This is a genomic window from Citrobacter sp. JGM124 (assembly GCF_018257795.1).
Classification (GTDB): Bacteria; Pseudomonadota; Gammaproteobacteria; order Enterobacterales; family Enterobacteriaceae; genus JGM124.
Genome location: NZ_JAERJD010000007.1, coordinates 159848 through 186340, shown reverse-complemented (window position 1 = coordinate 186340; position 26493 = coordinate 159848). Strand labels below are relative to the sequence as shown.

The window sequence follows — 26493 nt, the reverse complement described above, 5'->3', positions numbered from 1 at the left end:
AATATGCGTTTAATTCTTTGGTATCAACGTTCAAAAAATCGCTGGTGGGCCTTGCCGCTGATCCTGCCAGCCCTTTTCCTCCCCCTGGTGGTTAGTCTTAACACCCAGACTTTGCTCGATGGGGGGCGTGTCTTCCTGCTCTATATGCCCCTCGCTTTCATGACGGCTTTTGTCATGCTATTCGGCTGGGCGGCTTTTCCTGGCATTGTGCTGGCTTTGTTAATCCGTTATGTCCCTTTAAAAGGGGAATTAATGGCATCTGTCTACACGCTACATTGCCTGGTGCCATTGGGTGTGAGTTGGTTCTGTTACCACGTTTTTGTGCCACGACGTCATGCCGTGAGATTCGACATGATAAACTTAGTCGCTGCTCGAATGTTCTGGCTAGTCTGGGTCAATGGCACACTATTTTTACTGTTCTATGAAACAGGATTATTACTTGGTATATACGATACTGAGTTTTTGATCTTTCCCGATATGTTATGGACAGTGCGCACGTTAATTAACTACCAGGCCGTACTGATTGGTAGCATGATTGGGTTACCCTTTTTCTACTATCTGTTACGTATTATTGTTAACCCCCGGTTTATCAAGAGCTTTTGGTCTCGCATGCGAACGCAGATACAACCGGGAGTGACATTCAGTGAAATTATGTTATGGGGTGGGCTAGTCGTTTTATTGGCTCTGTTATTGCTCAACCCGATTAACGAAACTAGCACTATTTTTAGTACCGATTACACGTTGATTCTTCTTCTTCCTGTGATGTTATGGGGAGCCATGCGTTTTGGTTTTTTGTTTATTACTCAGGCATGGACGTTATTACTCATCATTCTTTCCAACAGATTCCATAATTATCAGTCTCCGGATATGGGGATGGAACTCCATTTAGCGATAGTCTCCTCTTGCTATGGCGTGTTCTCGGTCACCATTTATCTGATGGCGGGAGTAATAACACGGCAGCGTATTTTTTATAACAAGGCTCGCCGCCTGGCGTATATCGATCCTGTATTACAGATGCCCAATTTACGGGCATTGAGCAGGGATATCGGGCTGCAACGCTGGTCTGTGATTAGCTTAATCACCATCCCTGACCTGGAATTACTGGGGAGAAACTATGGTGTATTATTGCGAATACAGTATAAGCAGCAATTGGCTGCCTTTTTGCGTAAAGAACTGATGGCAAAAGAGACCGTATACCATCTTTCCGGGGCAAGTTTAGCGCTGCGCTTACAGCATGACAGCGATGCAGAGCACGATCAGTTATACCCACCGAAAATTGAAGCCATTTACCAACGGCTGAGACAGTTTCGTTTTGTCTGGAACGGGTTACCGCTCCAGCCGCAGGTAGGCATGAGTTATTGTTATGTTCGTCATCCCGTTTCCCATCTCTATTTGTTGTTAGGGGAATTGAGCACCATGGCAGAGCGTTCACTGACGACTTTCCACCCGGAAAATTTGCAAATGCAAGGTTCTAACCCGGTGCAAAATGAGGTCAAACACAAAGTTGAGATGATGAATCGTCTGCAGCATGCGCTGGATAATGGACGCTTTGTATTAATGGCACAACGCATTGAAGGTATGCGTGGCGACAGTCATTATGAAATTTTGCTCCGCATGTTGGGGGATAATCAAGAGATGTTGACCCCAGATATCTTTATGCCGATTGCTCAGGAGTTTGGTTTGTCGTCGCGTATTGATCGCTGGGTATTAAATGCGGTGTTGATGTTTATGTCCAGACACAGTAAAGCGTTACCAGGTTGCCAGTTTTCCATTAACTTGACGCCTGCTTCCGTATGTCGCGCCCATTTCCCGTTGGAAGTAAAACGCCTGCTGACCCGTTATCACATTGAGCCCTGGCAGCTAATTTTTGAAATAACAGACTGCGACTCGCTCGTCAGCCTTAAACAAGCTAATAATACTATCAATATGTTGCAGCATATGGGATGCAGGATTGCGATTGACAATTTTGGTGCCGGGTACGGTACTTATGCCATTCTGAAGGAGCTCAGTGCTGATATATTAAAAATAGACGGTCGATTTATTCGTAACATACTTAGCAGTAGCCTCGACTATCAGGCGGTGAGCTCTATCTGCCAGCTGGCCCGGATTAAGAAAATGCAAATTGTCGCTGAATGTGTCGAAACGGAAGCGATTCGTGAGGTGGTGACGGCACTGGGTATTGACTATATTCAGGGATTTCTTATCAGTTCCCCACAGCCGTTAGAAGACTTGGTCAATGATAAAAACCCACCGCTATAGCTTAGGGTGGGTTTCCAGTGTTAAGGCTAACCAGCGTCAAGAGGCTGATCAAAAATCCATAATGTGTGGCGCTTCTTCAATATTGAGTTTCCAGTCAACAACGTTTTCCCAGTACTGTTGCTCTCTTTCCAAATCCAGCTGAACCAGTGTGTTTTGGCTAAACCAGTCATGAGGAAAACGCAGAGTCCAGCTATTATCACTGGTGACCAGGGTCAGCGTCGGTGGCGTGGTAGTAGACTGGCGTTGATTATTCAGCAGTACAGCAAGGCGCAAAATCTGAATCAGCGGCAGGAAATACTTCTTTTTGAATAGCGTCAGACGGGGTAAATCATCCAGCTTGACGACCCGGCGATGGAAACGCACCATGGTTGCCATCAGCAACTGCTGTTCCTGAGTGAATCCCGGCAGGTTACTATTCTGCAGGATATAGGCCGAATGACGATGCAAACCGCTATGGTTAATGCTGAGTCCCACTTCGTGAAGCATCGCGGCCCATTTTAGTAGTGCAGTAAGCTGCAAATTAGCGAGCTTAGGATTCTGCGCTTCCCACTGCTGATGCAGTAGCTCAACCGTCTCCAGCACGCGTTTGGCCTGATCACTGTCAATATGGTACTGTTCGGCCAGACTTTGTGCCGTACGGATCCGCACATCCTGATGGCGAAAGCGACCTTCCATTTCATACAGTACGCCTTCCCGCAGCGCACCATCGGAAAGACGCAGTTCGCGAATTGCCAGGGAATCAAAAACGCCACATAAAATAGCCAGACCGGAAACAAATACTGATTTACGTTCTTCGGATAACCCCGGCAGACTCAGGGCTGACACATTTTTGAACTTTAATACTTCGCGCTGCAGCATATCCAGGCGTTCGGCGGTGATCATGCCGTCTTTTTCGCCCATTTCGACCAACATTTCATGGGCCGCTTTAATGGTGCCAGACGCGCCAAGTGCCACTTTCCAGCCTTTGAGACGAAACTGCCAGGCAAGGTTCTCTAATTTCTGTACAGCCGTCATCCGGGCACGCTTAAAGCCGGCTTCGCTAATATTACCTTGTGGGAAGAACTGCTGCGCAAAGCTGACACAGCCCATACGACGACTTTCTACAAGCAGGGGTTCAAAATCTTCACCGATCACCAGTTCAGTCGATCCACCACCAATATCAATCACGAGCTTACGGCCACGTTCAGGCTGGGTGTGTTCAACCCCCATAAAGATGAGGCGTGCCTCTTCATTGCCGGGAATTATTTCAATGGGGTAGGGGATGACTTTTTCAGCACGACGTAGAAATACCTCGGCGTTCGTTGCTTCACGTAATGAGTGGGTACCCACAATACAGACATTATCGGGGTTGAATCCTTGCAGACGTTCAGCAAAAAGAGCCAGGCAAGCAAGCCCGCGTTCCATAGCCTCTTCATCTAAAAGGCCATCGGGCCCCAGGCCATCAGCCAGGTGGACGCGCTGTTTAAGGCGACCAATAATTTGCATTGCTCCATCAACCACACGGGCAATGACCATATGGAAACTGTTGGAACCGAGATCGACCGCAGCGAATTCCTGCGGGCGTGGAGTTTGGTTTGATAGCGGCATAATGCGTTATTCAGGTTGTTCCAGAGATTTAAGGTAATCGTAAATCGCTAATTGAGAACGAACTTTACGGCGGTTACCGCGCGGTACATAGCGATTACTGAGTTCTTTATCGATGATCCGTGCCTTCACTGTATCACTAAACAGAATATCTATAATATCCAGCATCTGCTGCTTCAGTCGAGGATCAAGGATCGGGACAGCGACCTCTATACGGTAATCAATGTTTCGCGTCATCCAGTCAGCAGACGAAAGGAAGACGTTCTTATCCCCACCGTTCTCGAAAATATAGACTCTGTCGTGCTCAAGGTAACGGTCAACAATGCTAATAACACGAATATTATCACTGACACCTGCGAGTTCAGGGATCAGCGAGCACATCCCGCGAATCAAAAGATTGATTTTCACTCCAGCGCCAGAAGCAGCATAAAGTCTGTCAACCAAACCTTTATCAACCAGGTTATTGAGCTTGAGGGTAATCCCTGAAGGCTGCCCGCTCTGTGCATTCACAATTTCACGGTCGATCATATCATAAAGCAGACGACGCGAATTTTGCGGAGAAACAAGCAAATGGTCGAAGGTCACCGGGCGATAGGGGTTTTCAATAAAGTTAAAGACCCGGCGTACTTCATTCGTGATGCGTGAATCTGCTGTCAGTAACGAGTAATCGGTGTAAATACGCGCTGTTTTCTCATTGAAATTACCGGTACCAATATGGGCATAACGCACAATATCGTCACCTTCCATACGTGAGATAAGAAACAGTTTAGCGTGGATTTTCAGACCCGGTGCGGAGAAAATAACATGTACCCCAGCTTCCGTCAGACGTTTAGCCCAGTGAATATTGGCCTCTTCGTCAAAACGTGCCTGCAGTTCCACCACGACGGTGACTTTCTTCCCATTGTGGGCTGCGTGGATCATTGACTCAATAATACGGGAGTCTTTGGCAACCCGGTAAATATTAATTTTAATGGCTAATACGTTAGGGTCAAACGAAGCCTGGCGTAAAAGTTCAAGGACGTGCTCAAACGTGTGGTACGGATAATAGAGTAAAACATCCCGTTCACGAATGGCGTCAAACCCATTACGGAAGTGATCAAACCAAGTATGGCGTAAACGTGGCAGCGGTTTGTTGACCAGATTCGCTTTGCCTACATTAGGGAAGCCAATAAAATCTTTAAAATTATGATAACGGCCACCTGGAATGATCGAGTCATAATTTGAAATGGTCAGTTTTTCGCAGAGCATTTCGACCAGGGCTTTTGGCATGTCCCGTTGGTACACAAAACGCACCGGTTCTGCGGTTAACCGCTGTTTCAGGCTTGAAGACATCAGCTCAAGCAAGCTGGACTCCATTTCAGTCACTAGATCGTATTCAGCATCACGGGTCATCTTCATTGAATAGGCATTCAGCGCATCATAGTCGAAGAACCCTTTAAAGATATCATCCAGGCAGTAACGAAGTATGTTGTCTAGTAAAATCATTGGCTTGCGTCTGCGTGGTGCTTCCGGTGGTAAATTAACAAACCGGGGAACCTTGTCTGAAGGAATTTCCAGCAACGCATAACGAATGTTTTCACCCCGCATAATTTCAACCGCCAGATAGGTGTAGTCATCCTTCAGAAACTGTACCAAATCCGTATCGCGGTTGACCAAAATCGGGGTTATGTGGGGGCGTAATTGATGTTTGAAAAAGCTGCGTAGCCAGTTCTGCTGATTGGGTGATAACTGACGCTCGTTGATAAGAAAGATTTGGTTACGGGCCATCTCCAGCAGCAGATCATTGTACAGGCCATCAAACTCCTGATCGGCTTTCAGTACGCGAGTCTGAATTTTATTCAGTAAATGGCGTTGATTAGAGGATAACCCTTGCTCCTCGTTAATCAGGATCTGTCGTTTTAACTCGGCGAAGCGAACTTTATAGAATTCGTCCAGGTTATTAGAATAGATGCCGAGAAAGCGCATGCGCTCAATAAGCGGATTGGTTTTATCTGCCGCTTCCTGCAGAACGCGCTCGTTAAAGGTTAACCAGCTCAGTTCTTTTTCGATATACAACTTATCCTGACCCATTTGTCCTCACATTCTCTTACGCAGACATGGCAATTATTGTCATTGTCACGTGTATTATTATGGCGAGCTTTCATAAAAAATGTCCAACCCAGATAACAAAAGTATCTTATAAATGCATGACAAGAATATGAGAGGGAGATTAAAAAGTGATTTTTGATAGAGTTAGCGGCATAAACGTGAATAAGCATGATGTCGTCATGCCGCCATCATGCTGTCTGTTACCTTAAGGAAATAACCGACAGCGGGCACCATCTAGTCGGCAGCATATCCCTGGGCTGGTAACTGAACATTATCGAGCCAGGCCGTGTTACCTTGCATTGTCAAACGCCCTTCGATAAACCAGCTCACCACCAGTGGATAAATCGCATGTTCCTGATGCTGGATACGCCCGATAATATCGCGCTCGTCATCTTCCGGGAATACCGGGATTTTGGCTTGTAAAATAATCGGCCCACCGTCCAGCTCTTCAGTGACAAAATGCACTGTGGTCCCATGTTCCGAGTCACCGTTTTCCAGAACCTGGCGATGGGTATGCAAACCAGGGTATTTGGGTAGCAGTGACGGGTGAATATTTAGCAGCCGGCCAGCATAATGGTTCACGAACAGCGGGCTTAAAATTCGCATATAGCCCGCCAGTACCACTAAATCAGGTTTCCAGGCGTCGATCTCTTGGATCAACTGTGCATCGAATGCTTCACGACTACTGAAGTCATGGGGCAGGAGAGAGAATGCCGGAATTCCGGCTTCCCTGGCACGATCAAGGCCGAATGCATCGGCCTTATTGCTGAAGACTGCATTAATGGTGCCGTTAATCTTTTGTTGTTCACAAGCATCAATCATTGCCTGTAAATTAGAGCCACTACCCGATACCAGCACCACAATGTTTTTCATTACGCAATAACCACGCGATCTTCACTAGCAGAGGCTTTGATAATACCAATTTTCCAGGCTTTTTCACCTTTTGCATGCATCAATTCTACTGCTTTATCAGCCGCTTCCGGGGGCAGGGCGATAATCATCCCGACACCACAGTTAAAGGTACGATACATTTCATGGCGGCTAATATTGCCCGCCTGTTGTAGCCAGTTAAACACAGCAGGCCACTGCCAGGAAGACTCATTAATCACCGCCTGAGTATTGTCTGGCAGAACACGCGGAATATTTTCCCAGAAACCACCGCCGGTCAAATGGGCAATGGCATGCACGTCTACCTTTTCAATGAGTTCAAGAATGTTTTTAACGTAAATACGGGTCGGTTCCAGGAGGTGATCTGCGAGAGTTTTGCCTTCCAGCTGGGTTGTTAGCGGATTCGCACCGCTGACTTCCAGAACTTTACGCACTAATGAGTAACCATTGGAATGCGGGCCACTGGAACCCAGAGCGATCAGAACATCCCCATCGGCTACTTTAGACCCGTCAATAATTTCTGATTTTTCAACTACACCGACACAAAAACCGGCGACATCGTAATCTTCCCCGTGGTACATCCCCGGCATTTCAGCCGTTTCACCACCAACCAGGGCACAACCTGATTGCAGACAACCTTCTGCGATACCTGTAATCACACTGGAGGCGGTGTCCACATCCAGCTTGCCGGTAGCATAGTAGTCTAAGAAAAAGAGGGGCTCGGCCCCTTGAACCACGAGGTCATTGACGCACATCGCCACCAGGTCGATACCAATGGCATCATGGCGTTTTAAGTCCATTGCCAGACGCAGTTTGGTACCAACCCCGTCGGTGCCGGACACCAGAACAGGCTCACGGTACTTTTGTGGTAACGCACAAAGCGCACCAAACCCCCCTAAGCCTCCCATCACTTCAGGGCGACGTGTTTTTTTGACTACGCCTTTAATTCTGTCGACCAGAGCATTACCAGCATCAATGTCTACACCGGCATCTTTATAGCTGAGAGAGGTTTTATCGGTCACTGCGCGTTCCCCGTGGGTGGTATGAAATGAAAACGTGGCAATTCTAACAGTGCAAGCAAACGTTTGCGAGCCTCTTATTGACCGCTGACATATTATTATTCAAGCACTGTTATTCAGTATGAATTCTTATAAGCTTGTGCAATACCTATAGCACAAGCGTAAAAAAGCGGTATAATCCGGCGATTTTTTTTATGCCAGTCACTATCTCGGGGGAGAAAGAGTATGAAGATCGTGGAAGTGAAACACCCGCTCGTCAAACATAAATTAGGCCTGATGCGTGAGAATGACATTAGTACTAAGCGCTTTCGTGAACTCGCCTCAGAAGTTGGCAGTTTGCTGACTTACGAAGCCACTGCAGGACTGGAAACAGAAACTGTGACGATTGATGGCTGGAACGGCCCGGTCGAGATAGAGCAAATTAAAGGTAAAAAAATTACCGTCGTGCCTATTCTGCGTGCGGGTCTTGGCATGATGGAAGGTGTACTGGAAAATGTGCCTAGTGCACGTATCAGTGTGGTGGGCATTTACCGTAATGAAGAAACTCTGGAGCCTGTTCCCTATTTCCAGAAGCTGGTTTCTAATATAGAAGAGCGCATGGCCCTGGTGGTTGATCCCATGCTTGCGACCGGTGGCTCCATGATTGCCACCATTGATCTACTGAAAAATGCCGGTTGTACCAGTATTAAAGTACTGGTACTGGTTGCGGCACCAGAAGGTATTGCAGCGCTGGAAAAAGCACACCCGGATGTTGAGCTTTATACCGCATCTATTGATCAGGGATTAAACGAACACGGATACATTATTCCTGGCCTCGGTGATGCAGGCGACAAAATATTTGGTACTAAATAGTTTAATAAGCCGACTGAGAAGTCGGCTTTTTTTTGATTTTTATAACAACACCCACCGTTATCACCATTGTCAGAGGAAATAATCATGGCCCGCCGCGCTATCGGGGTAAGTGAACGACCACCATTGCTGCAAACGATTCCGTTGAGTCTTCAGCATCTGTTTGCGATGTTTGGGGCCACCGTTCTGGTTCCCATTCTCTTTCACATAAATCCGGCGACAGTGCTGCTGTTTAACGGTATCGGTACTTTGCTATACCTGTTTATCTGTAAGGGTAAAATCCCCGCTTATTTGGGATCAAGCTTTGCCTTTATTTCCCCAGTGTTACTGCTACTACCACTGGGTTATGAAGTCGCCTTAGGGGGCTTTATTATGTGTGGCGTGCTGTTCTGCGTGGTTTCCCTGATAGTGAAAAAAGCGGGAACCGGCTGGCTGACGGTGATGTTTCCGCCCGCGGCAATGGGAGCCATTGTTGCGGTTATCGGCCTGGAACTGGCGGGTGTGGCAGCCAATATGGCCGGTTTATTGCCAGCGGATGGTACCAAAGCGGACGGTACCACGATCCTGGTTTCGTTGGTGACCCTCGGGGTCACTGTGCTGGGGTCGGTACTCTTCCGTGGTTTTATGGCTATTATTCCGATTCTTATCGGTGTTCTGGTGGGCTACGCACTGTCATTCGGTATGGGGATTGTTGATACAACCGCGATCCGTGAAGCTCACTGGTTTGCTTTACCTACCTTTTATACACCCCGCTTTGAATGGTTTGCTATTTTCACTATCTTACCCGCCGCACTGGTGGTGATTGCTGAACATATAGGGCACTTGGTTGTGACGGCAAACATCGTTAAGAAAGACTTGCTGCGTGACCCTGGACTGCATCGTTCGATGTTTGCTAACGGGGTATCGACTATCTTCTCCGGTTTCTTTGGCTCCACACCCAATACCACTTACGGTGAAAATATTGGGGTAATGGCGATCACTCGTGTTTATTCCACTTGGGTTATTGGGGGCGCGGCTATTTTTGCTATTTTGCTCTCTTGCGTGGGTAAACTGGCGGCGGCCATTCAGGTTATTCCTGTACCGGTGATGGGCGGTGTTTCTTTACTTCTGTACGGGGTTATTGGTGCATCAGGTATTCGGGTGCTTATTGAGTCCAAAGTCGATTTTAGCAAAGCTAAAAACTTGATCCTGACCTCTATCATTCTGATTATTGGAGTCAGTGGCGCTAAAGTGAATATTGGGGCCGCAGAATTGAAAGGCATGGCGCTGGCAACCATTGTGGGCGTTTTACTCAGCCTGTTGTTTCACGTCATTAGCTTTGTCTGCCCGGAAGAAGAGGTGCTTGACGCTCATGACAGTGATACCCCTTTGTAACGCTCTGCTCTGACGTTCTTATTGTCAGTATTTTTCGTGATAAGGCCTGCGTTGTTGCAGGCCTTATCTATTTGCACTTATTGCTAAATTCCCCGGTACTGTTGAAGAGCGGTACAAGATCCAGGCATTGAAAAGCAGAATATGCACTCTATGTTGTTGTCTGGTTCTAAAACTTGGGGATTCTATGATAGACTGCGATCGATTTTCTGCCTGTTATGGTTGAGGTACTTCTGAATACGCCGGCACAGCTTTCACTGCCACTTTATTTGCCCGATGATGAAACCTTTGCCAGTTTCTGGCCGGGAGATAACTCGTCTTTACTCGCTGCACTCCACGCGGTGCTTCGCCAGGATCACAGTGGGTATATCTATTTTTGGTCCCGGGAAGGGGCCGGCCGTAGTCACCTACTGCACGCTGCTTGTGCGGAGCTTTCGCAACGGGGGGACGCCGTGGGCTATGTGCCACTGGATAAACGAACGTGGTTTGTCCCGGAAGTGCTCGACGGAATGGAACAGCTCTCCCTGGTATGTATCGATAATATTGAATGTATCGCCGGGGATGAACCCTGGGAAATGGCTATATTTAATCTTTACAACCGTATTCTTGAATCAGGAAACACTCGCCTGTTGATAACGGGTGATCGCCCCCCCCGCCAGCTTAACGTGCAATTGCCTGATCTTGCTTCACGCCTCGATTGGGGGCAAATCTACAAGTTACAGCCACTCTCAGACAATGATAAGCTCCAGGCCTTGCAGGCCCGGGCTAAACTGCGTGGGTTTGAGTTACCAGAAGATGTGGGCCGGTTTCTGCTTAAACGTCTGGACAGGGAAATGCGAACCCTGTTTATGACCTTAAATCAGCTTGACCATGCCTCAATCACTGCCCAGCGAAAACTCACTATTCCGTTTGTAAAAGATATCCTCGGGCTCTGACATCCCAGCCAGTAGCTGGGAGCGTTTGAAATTAGAGCCTGCAGAGCCTTTCCGCTGCGGCATCCAGTGTGGTTTCTTGTTTAGCAAAACATAAACGAATCAGTTTATGTGGGAATTCGTCTTCACAAAATACCGATAATGGTATTGCCGCGACGCCCACCTCTTTGGTTAACCACTGGCAGAAACTCACATCATCCAGGTCAGAAACAGCACTGTAGTCTGCCAGCAGGAAATAAGTCCCTTCACACGGCAGTATTTTTAAACGGCTGTCAGCCAGCGCGCCAGTAAAACGATCCCGACGGGCACGATAGAATGCCGGCAAGTCATGATAATGGGCTGGGTGTTCACGCAACATGTCGGCTATCGCCAGTTGTGCTGGCGTATTCACTGAAAATGTCAGGTATTGATGAACTTTGCGTAACTCTGCACTGAGGGGCGCCGGGGCAACACAGTAGCCCACTTTCCAGCCCGTCATATGAAATGTTTTACCAAAAGAGGAGACCGCAATCGCCCGTTCACGAAGCTGTGGATGGGCGAGGACACTGGCATGCCCTTGTTGATCAAAACAGATATGCTCATACACTTCATCACTCAGGACATAGATCTCTTTTTCACTAATGGCCCGCCACAGGGCGTCAAAGTCACTTTTCTGCCATACGGTTGCTGAAGGGTTATGGGGGGTATTAACAATCACCATCCGGGTGCGCGGGGTTATGTGGTCCGCAAAGGTTTGCCAGTCAACACGAAAAAATGGTGGCTGCAGAGTGATGCGTTTCATCACTCCACCGGACAGGGCAACCGCAGGGGCATAGCTGTCATAACTCGGGTCAAAACAGATAACTTCATCACCCGGACGAACCAAGGCGGTAATGGCGGCATACAGGGCTTCAGTTGCCCCGGCAGTGACGGTGATTTCAGTATTTGCATCGGGCAGATACTGATACAGTGCGGCGGTTTTTTCGGCAATGGCGTCACGCAAGGGTTGCACGCCAGTCATGGGGGCATACTGGTTTGCTCCCTGGCCAACATGGTAAGCCAGCCGTTGTTGCAGGTATTCCGGACCATCGAAATCAGGAAAGCCCTGGGAAAGGTTAATTGCTTTGTACTGCTGGGCCAGCAGGCTCATTTGGGTAAATATAGTAGTTCCGAGCGCCGGTAATTTACTCTCAGGAATGAACGATGATTGACTCATGGTATAACGACCTTACAGAGAATACTGGGGTATCTGAATGTTATTAAAACTATAACACGATGTTATCGGGGTTTTCCCAGGAATGCTGCTGCCTTTTTTACTACTTGTATTTTTACCCTTCAATTCATTTTTTCAGGGTGTTATGATGAATGAATAAAGCCGTTTAGATGGCTAAACGCCGAGCGAATTCGGTTTTGGTTTTACAATATCGCTCCTTATAAGAGGCAATAATTCCTATATCAGCAAGCGCTACCCTTGTTGGTTTAATCAATTTACCCCTGGAAACGCAGCATTGCCTGCCGGAGACCGTATGATTCGCGCTATCGTGACCGATATTGAAGGAACTATCACAGATATTCGTTTTGTTCATCATGTGCTATTTCCCTATGCCCGGCAAAGAATGGCCAGTTTTGTCCGTGACAATCAGCAAGACATTCAGGATATTTTAAATCAGCTGCGTGCCGAGATAGACGAACCACAGGCAGATGCTGAACGCTTGATTGACGTGTTGTTTACTTTTATGGACGAGGACCGTAAATCAACCTCCCTCAAAGCATTGCAAGGGTTAATCTGGCGTTACGGTTATGAGCAAGGGGATTTTACCGGCCATCTTTATGCGGATGTTTTGCCAGTATTACAGTCCTGGAAACAGCAAGGTCTGGATCTGTATATCTACTCTTCAGGTTCCGTTGCCGCCCAAAAACTGTTAGTGGGTTATAGCGATGCGGGGGACATTACTGCGCTATTCAGTGGTTATTTTGATACCCATGTGGGCGCTAAACGTGAGGTCCGGTCTTACCAGCGTATTGCCGAACAAATTGGGTTGCCGACGGACACCTTGCTGTTCTTGTCTGATATTCACCAGGAGCTGGACGCTGCTGAGGCGGCAGGCTGGCATACCTTGCAGCTAATTCGTGGCGAGCCTGATGCGGTGAGTCACCACCCGCAAGTCAGCCGTTTTGATAACATTAACCTGGAGTCACTTTCGTCATGAGCGCATTAACGATTTTTACAGAGACTCAAGCCCGTGAGCCACTCTGGCACAGCACTGATGCAGAAGCCATCCGTGAGCAACTGAATGCCAAACAGGTACGTTTTGAGCGCTGGGAAGCCAATCAGGACTTGGGGGCAGACCCAGAACCGGAAACGGTGATTAATGCTTACCAGCATGCGATTGATAAACTGGTGGCAGAAAAAGGTTATCAGAGTTGGGATGTGATCAGTATGCGTGCTGATCACCCGCAAAAAGAGGCGTTTCGCAATAAATTTCTCGCGGAACATACTCATGGCGAAGACGAGGTGCGTTTTTTTGTTGAAGGTGCCGGGTTATTTTGTCTGCACCTGGATGGCAAGGTTTACCAGATTCTGTGTGAAAAGAACGACCTTATCTCGGTTCCTGCGGGGACACCGCACTGGTTTGATATGGGGTCTGAACCCAATTTTACGGCTATTCGTATTTTTGATAATCCAGAAGGATGGATAGCCCGTTTTACCGGTGACAACATTGCAGATGCCTACCCTAAATTGCCCTGACAGCCCGTGATTATCTTGATTCTTTAAATAGCAACCTGCCTTACTGAACGTCCCAATCATACTGGACGGTTTATCTCAGGCAGGCATCCGTGCCTGGGGCAGGTGGGTTACCGGACTCAGGCCTTTCAGTTTTTGTTATATTTTGCATGGCGGATGTCGCCAGCGACAGCCCGCGTCATTTTTACTCAGAAACGAAAGAACCTGCCTTAACGCCGGGAGAATATGAGTCCATAAAAAACAGTGCATTACTTCACTGGGTGCCCTGCTTTCGGGTACAGTTTATAGTCATTATGGCAACCAGAGCTTTTCATTTAACCCGGGTTACTCACTTGGGCTGAAAGGCACCGGCCTGAACCTGTGCAGGGGTAACGACCCCCGTATCCAGCACCCAGCCGCTAATCAGTTCAGCAGGAGTGACATCGAATGCCGGGTTGTAAACCCTGGCATGCTCAGGTGCCCACTGAACCTCACCAAAACTCCCCGCAACGCCCATGACCTCGCGAGCAGCACGTTGTTCAATCGGGATCGCGTCCCCTGATGGGCAATGAGTATCCAGAGTGGTTCCGGGAGCCGCAACATAAAAGGGGATCTGATGATGATGGGCCAGTACGGCAAGGCTATAGGTGCCAATTTTATTGGCCACATCGCCATTGGCAGCAATACGGTCAGCACCCACCCAAATGGCATCAACCTGTTTTTTCCCCATCAGGCTGGCTGCCATTGAGTCACAAATTAGCTGATAAGGGATACCGAGTTCACCCAGTTCCCAGGCCGTTAATCTTCCCCCTTGTAGCAATGGACGGGTCTCGCCCACCCATACATGGTTGACCTTCCCCTGGGAAAATGCACGCTGAATAACGCCAAGTGCGGTGCCTACCCCGGCGGTTGCCAGCCCCCCGGTATTACAATGGGTGAGTAATCGGCTGCCTGGTTTGACGAGTGCGGCACCTGCATTCGCAATACGCTCACAGAGCTGTTTATCCTCTTCCACCAGTCGCAGGGCTTCCTTGCTGAGGGCGCTCACAATGTCTGGTTCTGCCAGAGCCAGCTTCATTTGGTCGAGGTTATTCATCAAATTGACCGCTGTTGGCCTTGATGCTCGCAGTGTATCAAGGGCGATGGCCAGTTGCTGAGGCGACTGGCCACTTTCAGCCAGTAATGCCAGTAACAGACTGGCTGAAAGGCCAATCAGCGGTGCCCCGCGCACGCTCAGGGTATGAATGTGATGAACCAACTGCTCCACTGTGTGGGCGGGTAGCCAATTCTGTTGCTGGGGCAGGGACTGCTGACAAAGGATCCACAGTTGATTCTGCTTAACCTCAAGACTCGCGGTTTTTAAATTTTGCATCGATGCTGATTCCATATTGCGTTACTGCGGTATATTGTGCCAACATGCCTTCCAGATGTATAGACGTCTAAAGTGCTATTTAATTTTTCTATAAGAGGGTTGCTCAATGTCCCAATATCGCACGTTTACTGCTGCAGACGCAGTGGCTTATGCCCAACAATTTGGTGGATTTGACGATCCGACCATGCTGGTGGACGCGCAAGAAGTGGGGGATGGTAATCTCAATTTAGTCTTTAAAATTCTTGATCCCCAAGGTGTAAGCCGGATTATTGTTAAACAGGCATTGCCTTATGTCCGTTGCGTGGGTGAGACCTGGCCCCTGACCATAGACCGCGCACGCCTGGAAGCACAAACCTTGGTCGCGCACTATCAGCATAGCCCGCAGCATACGGTTAATATTCTGCATTATGATGCCAGCCTCGCGGTTATGGTGATGGAAGACCTCTCTGATCATCGTATCTGGCGGGGAGAACTGGTGCGCGGCCAGCACTATCCACAGGCCACGACACAGCTAGGTGAGTACCTGGCACAGACACTGTTCCACACCTCAGACTTCTGGCTACATCCTCATGAGAAAAAAGCTCAGGTGGCTCGTTTTATTAATCCAGAAATGTGTGAAATCACTGAAGAGTTATTCTTTAATGATCCCTACCAGCCACATGCGCGAAATAACTATCCTGCGGCTCTTGAACCACAAGTCGTGGCCCTGCGTAGTGACAAGGCGTTAAAGCTGGCAGTTGCACAACTTAAATACCGCTTCTTAACTCAGGCAGAAGCGTTGCTGCATGGCGATATTCATAGTGGCTCAATCTTTGTGGCAGAGGGAAGCCTGAAAGTGATTGATGCTGAGTTTGGCTATGTTGGTCCTGTTGGCTTTGATATTGGCACCGCTGTCGGTAACTTACTACTCAACTACTGTGCGTTACCAGGGCATTTTGGCCCACGAGATGCAGACAGTTATCGCGAGCAGCGTTTAGAGGATATTCGCGTGCTATGGCTTACCTTTGCCGGGCGTTTCAGCGCACTGGCCCTGAACAATACAAGGGATAGTGCCCTGGCAACGGAAGGGTATGTGGCGCACTTTTTGCAAAAAGTCTGGACTGATGCGGTTGGTTTTTGTGGCACTGAACTGATTCGTCGCACCATTGGCTTATCCCATGTTGCTGACCTGGAAAGTATTGAAGATAAAGAAATGCGCCTGGCGTGTGTCGGTGCGGCGATTGAACTGGGGCGCTTCCTCATTTTAATTGCCGAACAGATAGACTCGGTGGATGAACTGATTGCCCGGGTACGGCAGAAAAGCTAAATGAGGCAGGCCTTCTGTTTAAGAAGGCCTGCAGGGCTATCCCAGGTACTCAATAATGGATAAGCCACCGTTATAATCAGTGCTGTAGATAATACCCCCAGCATCGACGAACACATCGCAGGACTGAATGATTTTTGGACGTCCGGGGCGAGTATCCATCATTTTTTCTGGTGCCGCGGGAACGAGGGCCCCGGTTTCGACTGGACGGTAAGGGTTTGAAATGTCGTAGGCCCTTACACCCGCATTCTGATAGGTAGCAAAAATCAGGGTTGAGCTAATAAAACTGCCCGGTCTGTTTTCATGCAGATTATGCGGGCCAAAATGTGCCCCTTTTGCGGCGTAATCAATTTCATCAGGCTGGGGAAAAGTGGCGATGCTCACCGGGTTTGCCGGATCTCGAATGTCAAACAACCAGATCAGTTTTTCCCCGTCTTGCTGATTGTCGAGTACTGCTTCATCCAGAACCACCAGCAGGTCTCTGTCGGGTAACGGCAGTGCGGTATGGGTACCCCCACCAAAAGGAGGACTCCAGTTACGGTGGCTAATCAGCCTGGGCTGGCTGCGATCTGCCACATCCAGCAGCGTTAGCCCCCCGTCCCGCCAGCTGGCATAAGCCGTATCGCCACTGATAATGGCATGATGTAGCGCGTAACGCTGGCCAGCTGGCCAGTCTGGTTGTTCACCTGCGGCACTATTCATACCGGGTAGCCACCAGTTACCTGCCACCTTGGGGTGGCGGGGATCTGCCAGATCAATCGTCAGAAAGATATAATCACTGAATCCGTCAATCAGGGCAGAAACATAAGCCCAGCGTCCGCCAACATACCAGCAGCGGTGAATACCAATGCCATTTAATGACAGAAAACTGATCTCTTGTGGCTTATCCGGGGTCGAAATATCAAAAATCCGTAATCCGGCGCTCCAGCCTTTGTCAGTAACATCCTTTACCGTTTCCCCAACTGAGCGGGTGTAATAGACCTTCTCATCGGCAAACCGGGTATCGGCAAACAGATCCCGGGCATTGATGACCAGCAACAAATCATCATGAGTCTGGAGGTGAATATTCCACGTCCCAGGTGGGGCAGGGACAAAACCTGCGGCTTTGGGATCCCTGGGATCACGGACATCAACAATGGAAAAACCTTGCGAAACCATATGGCCAATATAGGCATAGCCTCGGTGCACCATGACCTGCACGCCATCTGGCCTTCCCCCCTGATCACTGTGACCGATAAGCCGCATATTGCGACTGTACTCCGGCTGGGGTAATCCCATGACAGACTCCTCTTCATTACTGACAAAGGGGAAGCAATGCAGCATCTTCCCCAGCAAAATTGGGCATTGAACCCCGTATGGTGTTACTTGTTTTTTGCTTCAAGGGTGGCAAACCAGGGCGCAATAAAGTCGTCGGTCTGGCCCCAGCCTGGAATAATGTTCCCCAGTCCGGCAACATTTATCGCCTCAGGCTGGCTGACCAGTAAGGCTTGTGGGATCACCGCGGCTTTAAAATCATAAGTTTGCGGTGTTTCTTCACCGGCAATTTTCTTTGCCAGCAAACGTACATTGGTTGCCCCTATCAGTTTCGGATCTACTGCGACGCTGACTTTCCAGGGGCTATTAGCCTCACGCATTAACTGCAAATCCTGGTTAGAGATATCAATGCTGTAGAGTTTAATCTCGTTACGGCCATTTTCTTGCAGGGCTTTATAGGCTCCCTGGCTAAAGGCATCCCAGGTTCCCCAGATAGCATCAATTTTGCCTTTCGGGTATTTCGCCAGGATGGCACCGACTTTGTTAGCCGTGTCCCCCTGAACATCCGAAGAGACAGCACCAATAGATTCCAGCTCAACAATCCCTGGGTTGGCTTTTAACAGTTTCTGGTAAGCCGCCTGACGACGATCCATTGGCGGGAAACCTGCGACCCAGAGTTTGACAATGTTGGCCTTGCCATTAAAGTCTTTCACCAGCTGACCAAAAGAGAGGTCTGTTAGTGAGGCATCATCCTGCTGGGTGACAGTCAGTCCCGGGATATCTCCCTCTACGGAGGTATCAAATACGGAAACCGCGATCCCTGCATCTATCGCCTTTTTAATCAATTCAGTGGAGTAAGGCGCTCGTCCCTGGGAGAGAATGATCCCATCGTATTTCTGGCTAATCGCCTGATTAATAAAGTCCTGGAAGCGGGCATCATCACCATTACTCAGGAATGTGCTGACTTTAAAACCCAGTTTTTTAGCTTGCTGCACCGCGCCTGCCACAAATTGGGTGGTGTTATCATCAGAACCGAGGTTACGAATAACCGCAATACGGATGGGGCCCTCATGTTGGGCGATTTTTTCCGGTACTGGGGCGACAACGGCGGCCTTGACAGGAAGCGCGGCAATGAGGCTGAGTGCCAGTAATGAAGCAGTAAATTTTTTCATGGTGATGTCCTGTTAGCGTCGTTGTTGGATATAGGTGATAGCCAGGGCTGCTGCCAGCACCAGGCCTTTAATAATGTCCATGGCATAATAAGGGACTGATAGCATGACCAGACCGTTTTGCAGGACACCAAGAATAATGGCCCCCACCAGAGTGCCGAGTGCGTTTGGCTTGCCCGAACCCGCCAGGGAGAAACCAATCCAGGCTGCTGCTACGGCATCCATCAGATAACCACTGCCGGCATTGACTTGGGAGGACCCAATACGTGAGGCCAGTAAAATCCCGCCGAGCCCGGCCAGTAATGAGGCCAAAACATAGGCCGCGACCCGATAGCGGGTGGTCCGAATACCTGACAAGCGCGCTGCCTGTGGGTTACCGCCAATGGCGTACATACGACGACCATACCGTGTGAGCGAGAGTCCCAGTTGGGCCACCAACGTGACAACCAGCATGATGATCACAATGGTTGGCACCTGGCCGAGGGATGAAAAACTGGCGGGAATAATGCCTTCTGCCATATCCCCATCAGGGAGCATCATGTTGGCGGTAATGGAACCGCCGTAGCTGTAAGTCATTGCCACCCCCTGAATTACAAACAGGCTGGCCAGGGTGGCGAGCATATCGGGGATCTTTAACACCACAATCAAAAAGGCATTAAACAGGCCCACCAGGGTACATAGCAGCAGGGTGATGACAATGGCTCCAGTCGTGCCAAAACCATGCCATACGAACAGGGAGATCACTAACGCATTGGCCAGCGAGGCAGTGGAACCAACGGATAAGTCAAATCCTCCCACGGTGAGTGAAATGGAAACGCCAATGGCAATGACGGTTACTATCGCAATCGAGCGTAGAATGTTGATGATATTGTTCACTTCCAAAAAACTATCGGAAGCGATACCAAACAGGGCAATCAGTGCCACAACAGTGATTAACATCCCCCATTTATAGAGAAATTCAAAAAACTGATGGCGGCCAGACTGTGTGGCCTTCAAAGGGGGGGTATGACTCACGCGGATGCTCCTCCAGTGGAGTAGTGTAAAAGGGTCTCTTCTGTTGCCTGATGCCCGTCGAGCTCGGCAACGATTTTTCCGTCCCACAGGACACAAATTCGGTCACATAACCCAACCAATTCAGAAAATTCACCAGAGGCATAAATGACCCCTTTTCCCTGACGAGCAAGCTGGTCGATTAATACAAAGAGTTCGCTTTTGGCTTTAATATCGACACCTTTGGTGGGTTCATCAAAAATCAGCACCTCGGCGTCATTACACAGCCATTTACCAATTGCTACCTTTTGCTGATTTCCCCCAGAAAGGCGCCTTAAGGTTTGGGCCGGTCCAAGGGTGCGGATCCCTAATCGTTTGATTATCTGCTGGGCCCAGCTATGGGCTTTATGGTGGTTAAAGAAGCCAAAGCGTGAGAAGCGGAAATCAGCACTGACGGCCAGGTTCATGGTGATAGACTCGTCGATGAAAATGCCTTCTTTACGACGTTCTTCAGGCACCAGAACCACGCCGCGGCTTACTGAGTCGGCGGGATCTTTTGGGCGCCAGGCCTGCCCACGTAGTTCACCGCTTTGCAGTTGACTGGGGGTTGCGCCAAACAGCGCTTTGCATAATTCGGTTTTCCCCGCCCCGGCCAGCCCGGCAATACCGAGAATTTCACCTTTGCGTAAGCATAGTGAGATATTGCGCAGTATTGCGTCGTCATGAAGGCCGGTAACCCGGAGTAATGGAAGGTCCGCGACGGCAGGTCTGGCAGGGGGATACACTTCCTCCAGGTGATGGCCCAGCATTTTTTCAACAATGTTTTCGCCACTCAGCGTTTCCATTGCCTCGCTACAGATAAAGTGACCATCACGCAACACTGTCATCTGGTCACAGATTTCTTTGAGTTCATGGATTCGGTGGGAAATAAACACCACCCCCATTCCCTGTTGCTGAAGATTTTTGACCACCCGGAACAGGTGGGCACTCTCCTGGCCATCGAGGGGGGCCGTGGGTTCATCAAGGATCAGAAAACGGCAATGGTGGGAGAGAGCCCGTGCCAGCAAAACTTGCTGTTTTTCCGCCAGGGAGCATTGCTCAATACGTTTACGGATATCAATATCGATTTCAAGAGGCGCCAGAGCGATACGTGCTTGTCGGTAAATATCACCCCAGTGATAGATATGCCCGGGTTCTGCCAGCTTATCGAGCATGATATTTTCTGCCACGCTAAGACCCGGGACTAATGCCACATCAACTTCCTGCTGAACCAGATGAATACCCACAAGTTTGGCATCACGTGGCGTACGAATGTTAACCTCGGTACCGTTAATCAGGATCTGTCCCTGATAATGGTCATAGGCCCCGGAAAGCACAGCCATCAATGTTGATTTTCCGGCACCGTTAGCACCGGTCAGGGCATGTATTTGTCCACCATTAAGTGCAAATTCTACTTTTGTCAGGGCATTAAAGCCGCCGAAGGCAATAGAGATATCACGCATCTCAAGACGGTTCGATGGACTCATGCTGGGGCCTGCTTCAGTTTTAATAAACGGATTCAAATTTTTAACGGCCTTACGGGTTGCGAGCAATGAGTGAAAAAGCATAAGATAAAACGAAATGATATTAGCCGTCCAGAAGTCTGGACATATATTAGTGCTAAATCTTTACCACGACAACCGTAAAGGAAGTGAATCATGCCCAGCACCGCCATCCGTGTCGTTACCGGCCCCGCGAATTACTTTTCCCATCCGGGGGCACTTTCCCGCCTGAGTGAGTTTTATACTGAAGAACAACTGAGCCATGCTGTATGGATTTACGGTGAAAGAGCCCTGGCGGCAGCACGCCCTTTTTTACCTGAGGCGTTTTCCTTGCCTGGGGCAAAACACATTTTGTTTCGCGGTCATTGCAGTGAAAAGGATGTCCAGCAACTGTTTGATTCAGCAGGTTCTTCTCAGGTGGTTATTGGCATCGGTGGCGGGACTTTACTTGATACGGCCAAGGCTGTTGCCCGCAGGCTAAAAACACCACTGGTGGCGATCCCCACCATTGCAGCGACCTGCGCAGCCTGGACACCGTTGTCGGTCTGGTACAATGATGCCGGGCAGGCTCTGGGATACGAAATATTCAACGATGCCAATCATTTAGTTTTAGTTGAACCGAATATTATTCTCAAAGCTCCCGCAGAATATCTACTGGCAGGTATCGGGGACACCCTGGCAAAATGGTACGAAGCTGTGGTGTTAAGCCCGCAACCTGAACACCTGCCACTCACTGTACGTTTAGGCCTGAATGCGGCCTTGAGTATCCGTGATGTGTTGCTGGAAAGCAGCGAGCAAGCGCTGGAAGATAGCCAGAATGGGCTGTTGAGTCAGGCATTTCTTGATGTGGTTGACGCTATCATTGCCGGAGGAGGGATGGTCGGGGGCCTGGGTGAGCGCTATACCCGGGTGGCCGCAGCCCACGCCATACATAATGGCCTGACGACATTGCCACAGACGGACCGTTTTCTGCATGGCACAAAAGTCGCGTACGGGATTTTGGTGCAGAGTGCGCTACTGGGACAAGACGATGTGCTGGAACAGTTAACGGCGGCATTTGCACGTTTTAATCTGCCCACTAAACTCGCTGAACTGGATGTGGATATTCATCACCGTGAACAGCTGGATAAAGTCATTGCGCGGGCTCTGCAACCGGGGGAGTCTATCCATGCTCTGCCTGTTGCGCTATCACCGGATATTCTGTTCAAAGCCTTTGAGAAGGTAGAGTCTTTATAGCATCACCCGTGGGCTTGGATACCCACGGGTGATCTCTTGCGAATGCGTCGATTTGTTTTTTTACTCTGATTGTTAAACGCGTAAGAAACACGTTACTATCAACGTTTTCCAGCAATTCTCGTGGGTGATATGGTTTCTCTGAAAGACGTGGCAACAATGGCCGGGGTATCGTTAATGACGGTATCGCGGGTCATTAATCATCCACAGAATGTCAAGCCAGCGACACGGGAGCGGGTGCAACAGGCTATTGATACCCTGAATTATGTGCCTGACTATTCTGCGCGTAAAATCCGTAATCAGGGCGTCACTGCTTCTACCATTGCGATTCTGGCTCTTGACACCGCAACCACCCCTTATTCAGTCGAAATGCTGTTGGCCATTGAGCAAACGGCCAGAGAGTCCGGGTGGAATAGCTTTTTGATCAATATTCTTTCGGTTGATGACAGCGAACGTGCAGTTAAACAGCTGTTATCTCAACGTCCGGACGGTATCATTTTTACCACCATGGGGTTGCGTCACGTTACCCTGCCACAAGCCCTTGAAGATAAACCTGTGGTACTGGCCAATTGTGTCAGCGACACCCCGGGGTTGCCTTGTTATATCCCTGACGATTTTGACGGACAGTACCAGGCAACACGCTATTTAATTGCCCAGGGATACCGACGACCGCTCTGTTTTTGGCTACCAGTGGAAATGCTTGCCAGCAAAGCTCGGCGTGACGGTTTTGAAAAAGCCTGGCTTGAGGCGGGCCTGAGCCTGGATGATGTGCAGCAATATCATATGACCATCGGGGATGCACACTACACGGATCTCGCCGCACTGCTGGAGGCACATTATCACCAAGAGCAGCCAGATTTCGATGTACTGGTGTGTGGCAACGATCGTATTGCTTTTGTGGGATACCAACAGTTACTGGCTAAAGGGATGAAGATCCCCCAGCAGGTTGCTGTACTGGGGTATGACAACTTAATTGGTGTTGGGGAGTTATTCTTACCCCCCCTGAGTACCGTGCAATTGCCACATCACGAATTGGGTCGCCAGGCGGCATTGCACGTGATTGAAGGGCGTCAGAGTCGTGGCATTAGCCGTATACCCTGCCCTTTACTGAAACGTATTTCATTATAATCCACTGAGTTGCCACAGCAGGCCACCCTGGCAGAGCGCCTGGCCATTTTCGGCAAACAGCGTTAATTCCCGGTCATCCGGCTGCAGGTAGAGCCGGCTGGTCATGCAGGATTCCCCCTGATTAACAAAGACTTCAATTGAACTCCGGTCGATGAAAATTTGCAATGTCAGCACTTTTTCAATGTCAATCAATACACTACGATCGCTACTGAGGGCGGCATCTGTATGATGGCGGGAGAGTATTAATCTTTTTTCAGCCGAGTCGATATACAGTTCCAGCCCATGCCCCAAACGCAGGCCATAGCGTTGAGCATGACTGGCTGCACAATCCCAGCTGAGTGTCAGCTCAAGGGTATCGGCATTTTCCTGTAATAACGCCGATTCTGAATCGAGCAGATACGGGGGGACGGTATAATGATCAGTACGCAGGGATGCGAGTTCAGCAATGGGTTTTTGCAGTAACTGGCCCTGGGGGGTGATACTCAGCTCCCTTGGAAGCGTAAGAGAACCTGCCCAGCCTTCTTGTTTGGATGGCATCGGTGATTCCCACATATCCATCCATGCCATGACAATGCGGCGTCCGTCGGCGGCGATAAAAGATTGTGGTGCATAGAAATCATGCCCCCGGTCCATCTCTACAAACGGGTGGCTGACAGTGAAATCAGCACCGGGTTGCCAGCTTCCGCGTAAATAACCGCTTTGAAACAAGTTACGGTTTTCCCAGCCATCAGCCTGAACCCCTTGTGGGGAAAACATTAACAGATATTCGTCACCCAGCGGAAAGAAATCCGGGCATTCCCACATGTATCCCATGCCCGGTTCAGCCTGGGCCAGCACTCTGTCCAATTGCCAGTCATGTAGCGAAGTACCACGGTAGATAAGAACCTTGCCACAGTCGTCAATATCACGTGCGCCAATTACCATCCACCAGACTCCATCCTGCTGCCATACTTTAGGATCACGGAAGTGCATGATACCTGGCGGTGGGGTCAGAATGACACCCTGTTTTTCAAAATGGATACCATCTTTGCTGGTGGCCAGGCACTGTACCTGACGAATAGCGCGGTCATTACCGACCCCATCCAGCCAGATATGCCCTGTATAGATAAGCGACAGTACGCCATTGTCATCGACGGCACTGCCAGAAAAGCAGCCATCAATATCCCACTCATCACCTGGTGCAAGGGCAATAGGTTGTGCTGTCCAGTGAACCATGTCCGGGCTGGTGGCGTGCCCCCAGTGCATTGGTCCCCAGTTTGCATCAAACGGGTGATGTTGATAGAAGGCATGGTAAAGACCGTTATGAAAAATAAGTCCATTGGGATCATTCATCCAGCCAGCAGGTGGGGTGAGATGGTAGTGCGGATACAAGGCATTACCACGGAGTTTGATATTGGCATCTAAGGCTTGTTGAGCCTGAATAATTGGGTTTGTCATGGTTATTACCTGGTTTGTAAATTAAGAGGAGCCATCTGCTGTTTGGGGGTGTCGCTATTAAGTAAGAAGCTTGAAAGCAGCGTAAAGAACAGCACCAAACCAGAGAGAATCATGTAGGTTTCAGGGAACCCAAGCTGGTCATAGCCTCGTCCTACCAGTGGGGACAGGACGCTGGCACAGATAGAGGTAACAAACTGGAAGCCAACCAAATAGAGGGTGGCTGAAAGACGTTGATCAAACTGAGTGGTGATGTATTTGAACATCGCAATCAGCAAAATAGGCAGCTCCACCGCATGCAGTAGTTTCATCAGTGAAATGGTCACTGTGTCGACAGCCATACCTGAGCCAAAGATGCGGAATGCCATAATAAAGCCGCTGAGTAATAAACCGCGTTTTGCACCGATTTTATTCACCAAGAAGGGCGCAAGAAACAGGCCGATAGCTTCAAGGAACACCTGGAAGGAGTTCAGAAAGCCAAACATTTCATTACCGTGATTCACATTACTGAACAGTGAGGCAAAATAGATGGGGAACTGCTGATCATAAACATTATAAACACTGACGCCACAGACAAAGACGACCAGCGCCCAGAAGCGGGGGAGTTTTAATAAACTTAAGGCATCTTTTACAGAAAGGGAGCTGGTTTTGCCATATTCTAGTTCGTTCATGGCATTGGTTTGTACATCCTTCATCCACCATAGCAAGATGATGAAGATCAATGCTGAACAGCTACCCATCCAGAAGTTCAGTTGTGGGTCAATGTTAAACAGGATCCCGGCCAGCAACGTCGCACCAGCCCAGCCTAAAGAGCCCCACATTCTTGCCCGGCCATACTCAAAACCAACAATTCGACTTACACGTTCGGTATAGCACTCTAATGCGCCGATACCAGCGAAGAAAGTTGCACCAACATATAAGCCAATGCTTATCGCTCCGGGCACAATGTGAAAGCGTAACAACGGCGTACAGACAAAAATAAAGTATGGGCCACTAATGAGTAGCAGAAACCCAATCACCCGGAGTAGCGTTTTTTTCAACCCCAGTTTGTCTTGAATAAAGCCATACAGTGGCTGCGCACAAAGGGCTGTCAGGGAAATAATGGAAAAAATGAGACCTGTTTCAGCGCCAGTAAGGCCTATCTTCTGATGCAACCAGAGAGAGATCAAAGAAAAGGCGGAAGACCAGGTCCAGAAGAAGGTGAAAAGCAACCCACTGAGAACCAGATAATGATGTTGTTTACGAATTGTCAGAGCCATTGTCGCCACTCCCGGAAGATTTATTGATGCGATTGTTAACGTTAACTTTTGATGAGGGAAGTAAAATCCATCAAAAACGTGACTAAAATCACCTTTGTTATCGTTAACATTTTTTT

At 49.1% G+C, this 26493-nt stretch carries 21 protein-coding genes; 9 read left to right on the top strand and 12 right to left on the bottom strand.

The annotated features are described in order from the left end of the window. Positions 1-3: 3 nt before the first annotated feature. A complete protein-coding gene (locus tag JK154_RS11585) occupies positions 4-2259 on the top strand; it encodes an EAL domain-containing protein (RefSeq protein ID WP_211992691.1) in 2256 nt (751 codons plus the stop codon). A gap of 48 nt (positions 2260-2307) precedes the next feature. Here JK154_RS11585 and ppx read toward each other — a convergent pair whose 3' ends face one another. The 4 genes from ppx to purM all read right to left on the bottom strand — a co-directional run bounded on the left by ppx (position 2308) and on the right by purM (position 7841). Next, positions 2308-3846, bottom strand: coding sequence for an exopolyphosphatase (ppx, locus tag JK154_RS11580; RefSeq protein ID WP_211992690.1), 1539 nt, complete (start codon positions 3844-3846; stop codon positions 2308-2310). Between the two features lie 6 nt (positions 3847-3852). Next, on the bottom strand, positions 3853-5913 hold the full coding sequence (ppk1, locus tag JK154_RS11575; protein ID WP_211992689.1) for a polyphosphate kinase 1: 2061 nt from the start codon (positions 5911-5913) through the stop codon (positions 3853-3855). Between the two features lie 252 nt (positions 5914-6165). After that, positions 6166-6804: a phosphoribosylglycinamide formyltransferase gene (purN, locus tag JK154_RS11570; protein WP_211992688.1), complete on the bottom strand. Its 639-nt coding sequence runs from the start codon at positions 6802-6804 to the stop codon at positions 6166-6168. After that, complete coding sequence (purM, locus tag JK154_RS11565) at positions 6804-7841, bottom strand: phosphoribosylformylglycinamidine cyclo-ligase (protein WP_211992687.1); 1038 nt, start codon at positions 7839-7841, stop codon at positions 6804-6806. The genes purN and purM overlap by 1 nt, the downstream gene beginning before the upstream one ends. Positions 7842-8063: 222 nt before the next feature. Between purM and upp the strand changes: the two genes are divergently transcribed. From upp to JK154_RS11550, 3 genes are all read left to right on the top strand, one after another. After that, positions 8064-8690 (top strand): uracil phosphoribosyltransferase, encoded by a 627-nt coding sequence (gene upp, locus JK154_RS11560; RefSeq protein WP_211992686.1) that lies wholly within the window; start codon positions 8064-8066, stop codon positions 8688-8690. Between the two features lie 84 nt (positions 8691-8774). Then, the gene (uraA, locus tag JK154_RS11555) at positions 8775-10061 is read left to right on the top strand and encodes a uracil permease (RefSeq protein ID WP_211992685.1); all 1287 of its coding nucleotides are present in this window, start codon (positions 8775-8777) and stop codon (positions 10059-10061) included. 230 nt (positions 10062-10291) lie between these two features. Beyond that, complete coding sequence (locus JK154_RS11550; RefSeq protein ID WP_211992793.1) at positions 10292-10993, top strand: DnaA inactivator Hda; 702 nt, start codon at positions 10292-10294, stop codon at positions 10991-10993. A 31-nt stretch (positions 10994-11024) separates the two neighbouring features. Here the strand turns inward: JK154_RS11550 and JK154_RS11545 are convergent, their stop codons facing one another. Continuing rightward, the gene (locus JK154_RS11545) at positions 11025-12185 is read right to left on the bottom strand and encodes a pyridoxal phosphate-dependent aminotransferase (protein ID WP_211992684.1); all 1161 of its coding nucleotides are present in this window, start codon (positions 12183-12185) and stop codon (positions 11025-11027) included. 310 nt (positions 12186-12495) lie between these two features. Here JK154_RS11545 and mtnC point away from each other — a divergent pair, with 310 nt between their 5' ends. Both mtnC and JK154_RS11535 read left to right on the top strand, forming a co-directional pair. Next, positions 12496-13179: an acireductone synthase gene (gene mtnC, locus JK154_RS11540; protein ID WP_211992683.1), complete on the top strand. Its 684-nt coding sequence runs from the start codon at positions 12496-12498 to the stop codon at positions 13177-13179. After that, entirely contained in the window at positions 13176-13718 is a 543-nt protein-coding gene (locus JK154_RS11535; protein ID WP_211992682.1) for an acireductone dioxygenase, read from the top strand. The genes mtnC and JK154_RS11535 overlap by 4 nt, the downstream gene beginning before the upstream one ends. A 325-nt stretch (positions 13719-14043) precedes the next feature. Here the strand turns inward: JK154_RS11535 and mtnA are convergent, their stop codons facing one another. Beyond that, positions 14044-15066, bottom strand: coding sequence for an S-methyl-5-thioribose-1-phosphate isomerase (gene mtnA / locus JK154_RS11530; RefSeq protein ID WP_211992681.1), 1023 nt, complete (start codon positions 15064-15066; stop codon positions 14044-14046). Between the two features lie 106 nt (positions 15067-15172). Here mtnA and mtnK point away from each other — a divergent pair, with 106 nt between their 5' ends. Next, complete coding sequence (mtnK, locus tag JK154_RS11525; RefSeq protein ID WP_211992680.1) at positions 15173-16372, top strand: S-methyl-5-thioribose kinase; 1200 nt, start codon at positions 15173-15175, stop codon at positions 16370-16372. 36 nt (positions 16373-16408) lie between these two features. Here mtnK and JK154_RS11520 read toward each other — a convergent pair whose 3' ends face one another. From JK154_RS11520 to JK154_RS11505, 4 genes are all read right to left on the bottom strand, one after another. Next, positions 16409-17647, bottom strand: a complete 1239-nt coding sequence (locus tag JK154_RS11520) for an LVIVD repeat-containing protein (RefSeq protein WP_211992679.1) — start codon at positions 17645-17647, stop codon at positions 16409-16411. 83 nt (positions 17648-17730) lie between these two features. After that, positions 17731-18795 carry a sugar ABC transporter substrate-binding protein gene (locus JK154_RS11515; RefSeq protein WP_211992678.1) on the bottom strand — a complete coding sequence of 355 codons (1065 nt, stop codon included), beginning with the start codon at positions 18793-18795 and terminating at the stop codon, positions 17731-17733. A 12-nt stretch (positions 18796-18807) separates the two neighbouring features. Continuing rightward, positions 18808-19806, bottom strand: a complete 999-nt coding sequence (locus JK154_RS11510) for an ABC transporter permease (protein WP_349291105.1) — start codon at positions 19804-19806, stop codon at positions 18808-18810. Continuing rightward, positions 19803-21308, bottom strand: coding sequence for a sugar ABC transporter ATP-binding protein (locus JK154_RS11505; protein ID WP_211992677.1), 1506 nt, complete (start codon positions 21306-21308; stop codon positions 19803-19805). The genes JK154_RS11510 and JK154_RS11505 overlap by 4 nt, the downstream gene beginning before the upstream one ends. A 171-nt stretch (positions 21309-21479) precedes the next feature. Here JK154_RS11505 and JK154_RS11500 point away from each other — a divergent pair, with 171 nt between their 5' ends. Continuing rightward, positions 21480-22559 (top strand): oxidoreductase, encoded by a 1080-nt coding sequence (locus JK154_RS11500; protein WP_211992676.1) that lies wholly within the window; start codon positions 21480-21482, stop codon positions 22557-22559. Positions 22560-22688: 129 nt separating this feature from the next. Beyond that, positions 22689-23684, top strand: a complete 996-nt coding sequence (locus JK154_RS11495) for a LacI family DNA-binding transcriptional regulator (protein WP_211992675.1) — start codon at positions 22689-22691, stop codon at positions 23682-23684. Here the strand turns inward: JK154_RS11495 and JK154_RS11490 are convergent. Together JK154_RS11490 and JK154_RS11485 are read right to left on the bottom strand one after the other, a co-directional pair. Continuing rightward, entirely contained in the window at positions 23679-25121 is a 1443-nt protein-coding gene (locus JK154_RS11490) for a glycoside hydrolase family 32 protein (RefSeq protein WP_211992674.1), read from the bottom strand. The two genes, JK154_RS11495 and JK154_RS11490, sit on opposite strands and share 6 nt — an antisense overlap. Before the next feature lie 5 nt (positions 25122-25126). Beyond that, positions 25127-26377 (bottom strand): MFS transporter, encoded by a 1251-nt coding sequence (locus JK154_RS11485; protein ID WP_211992673.1) that lies wholly within the window; start codon positions 26375-26377, stop codon positions 25127-25129. Positions 26378-26493: the final 116 nt, after the last annotated feature.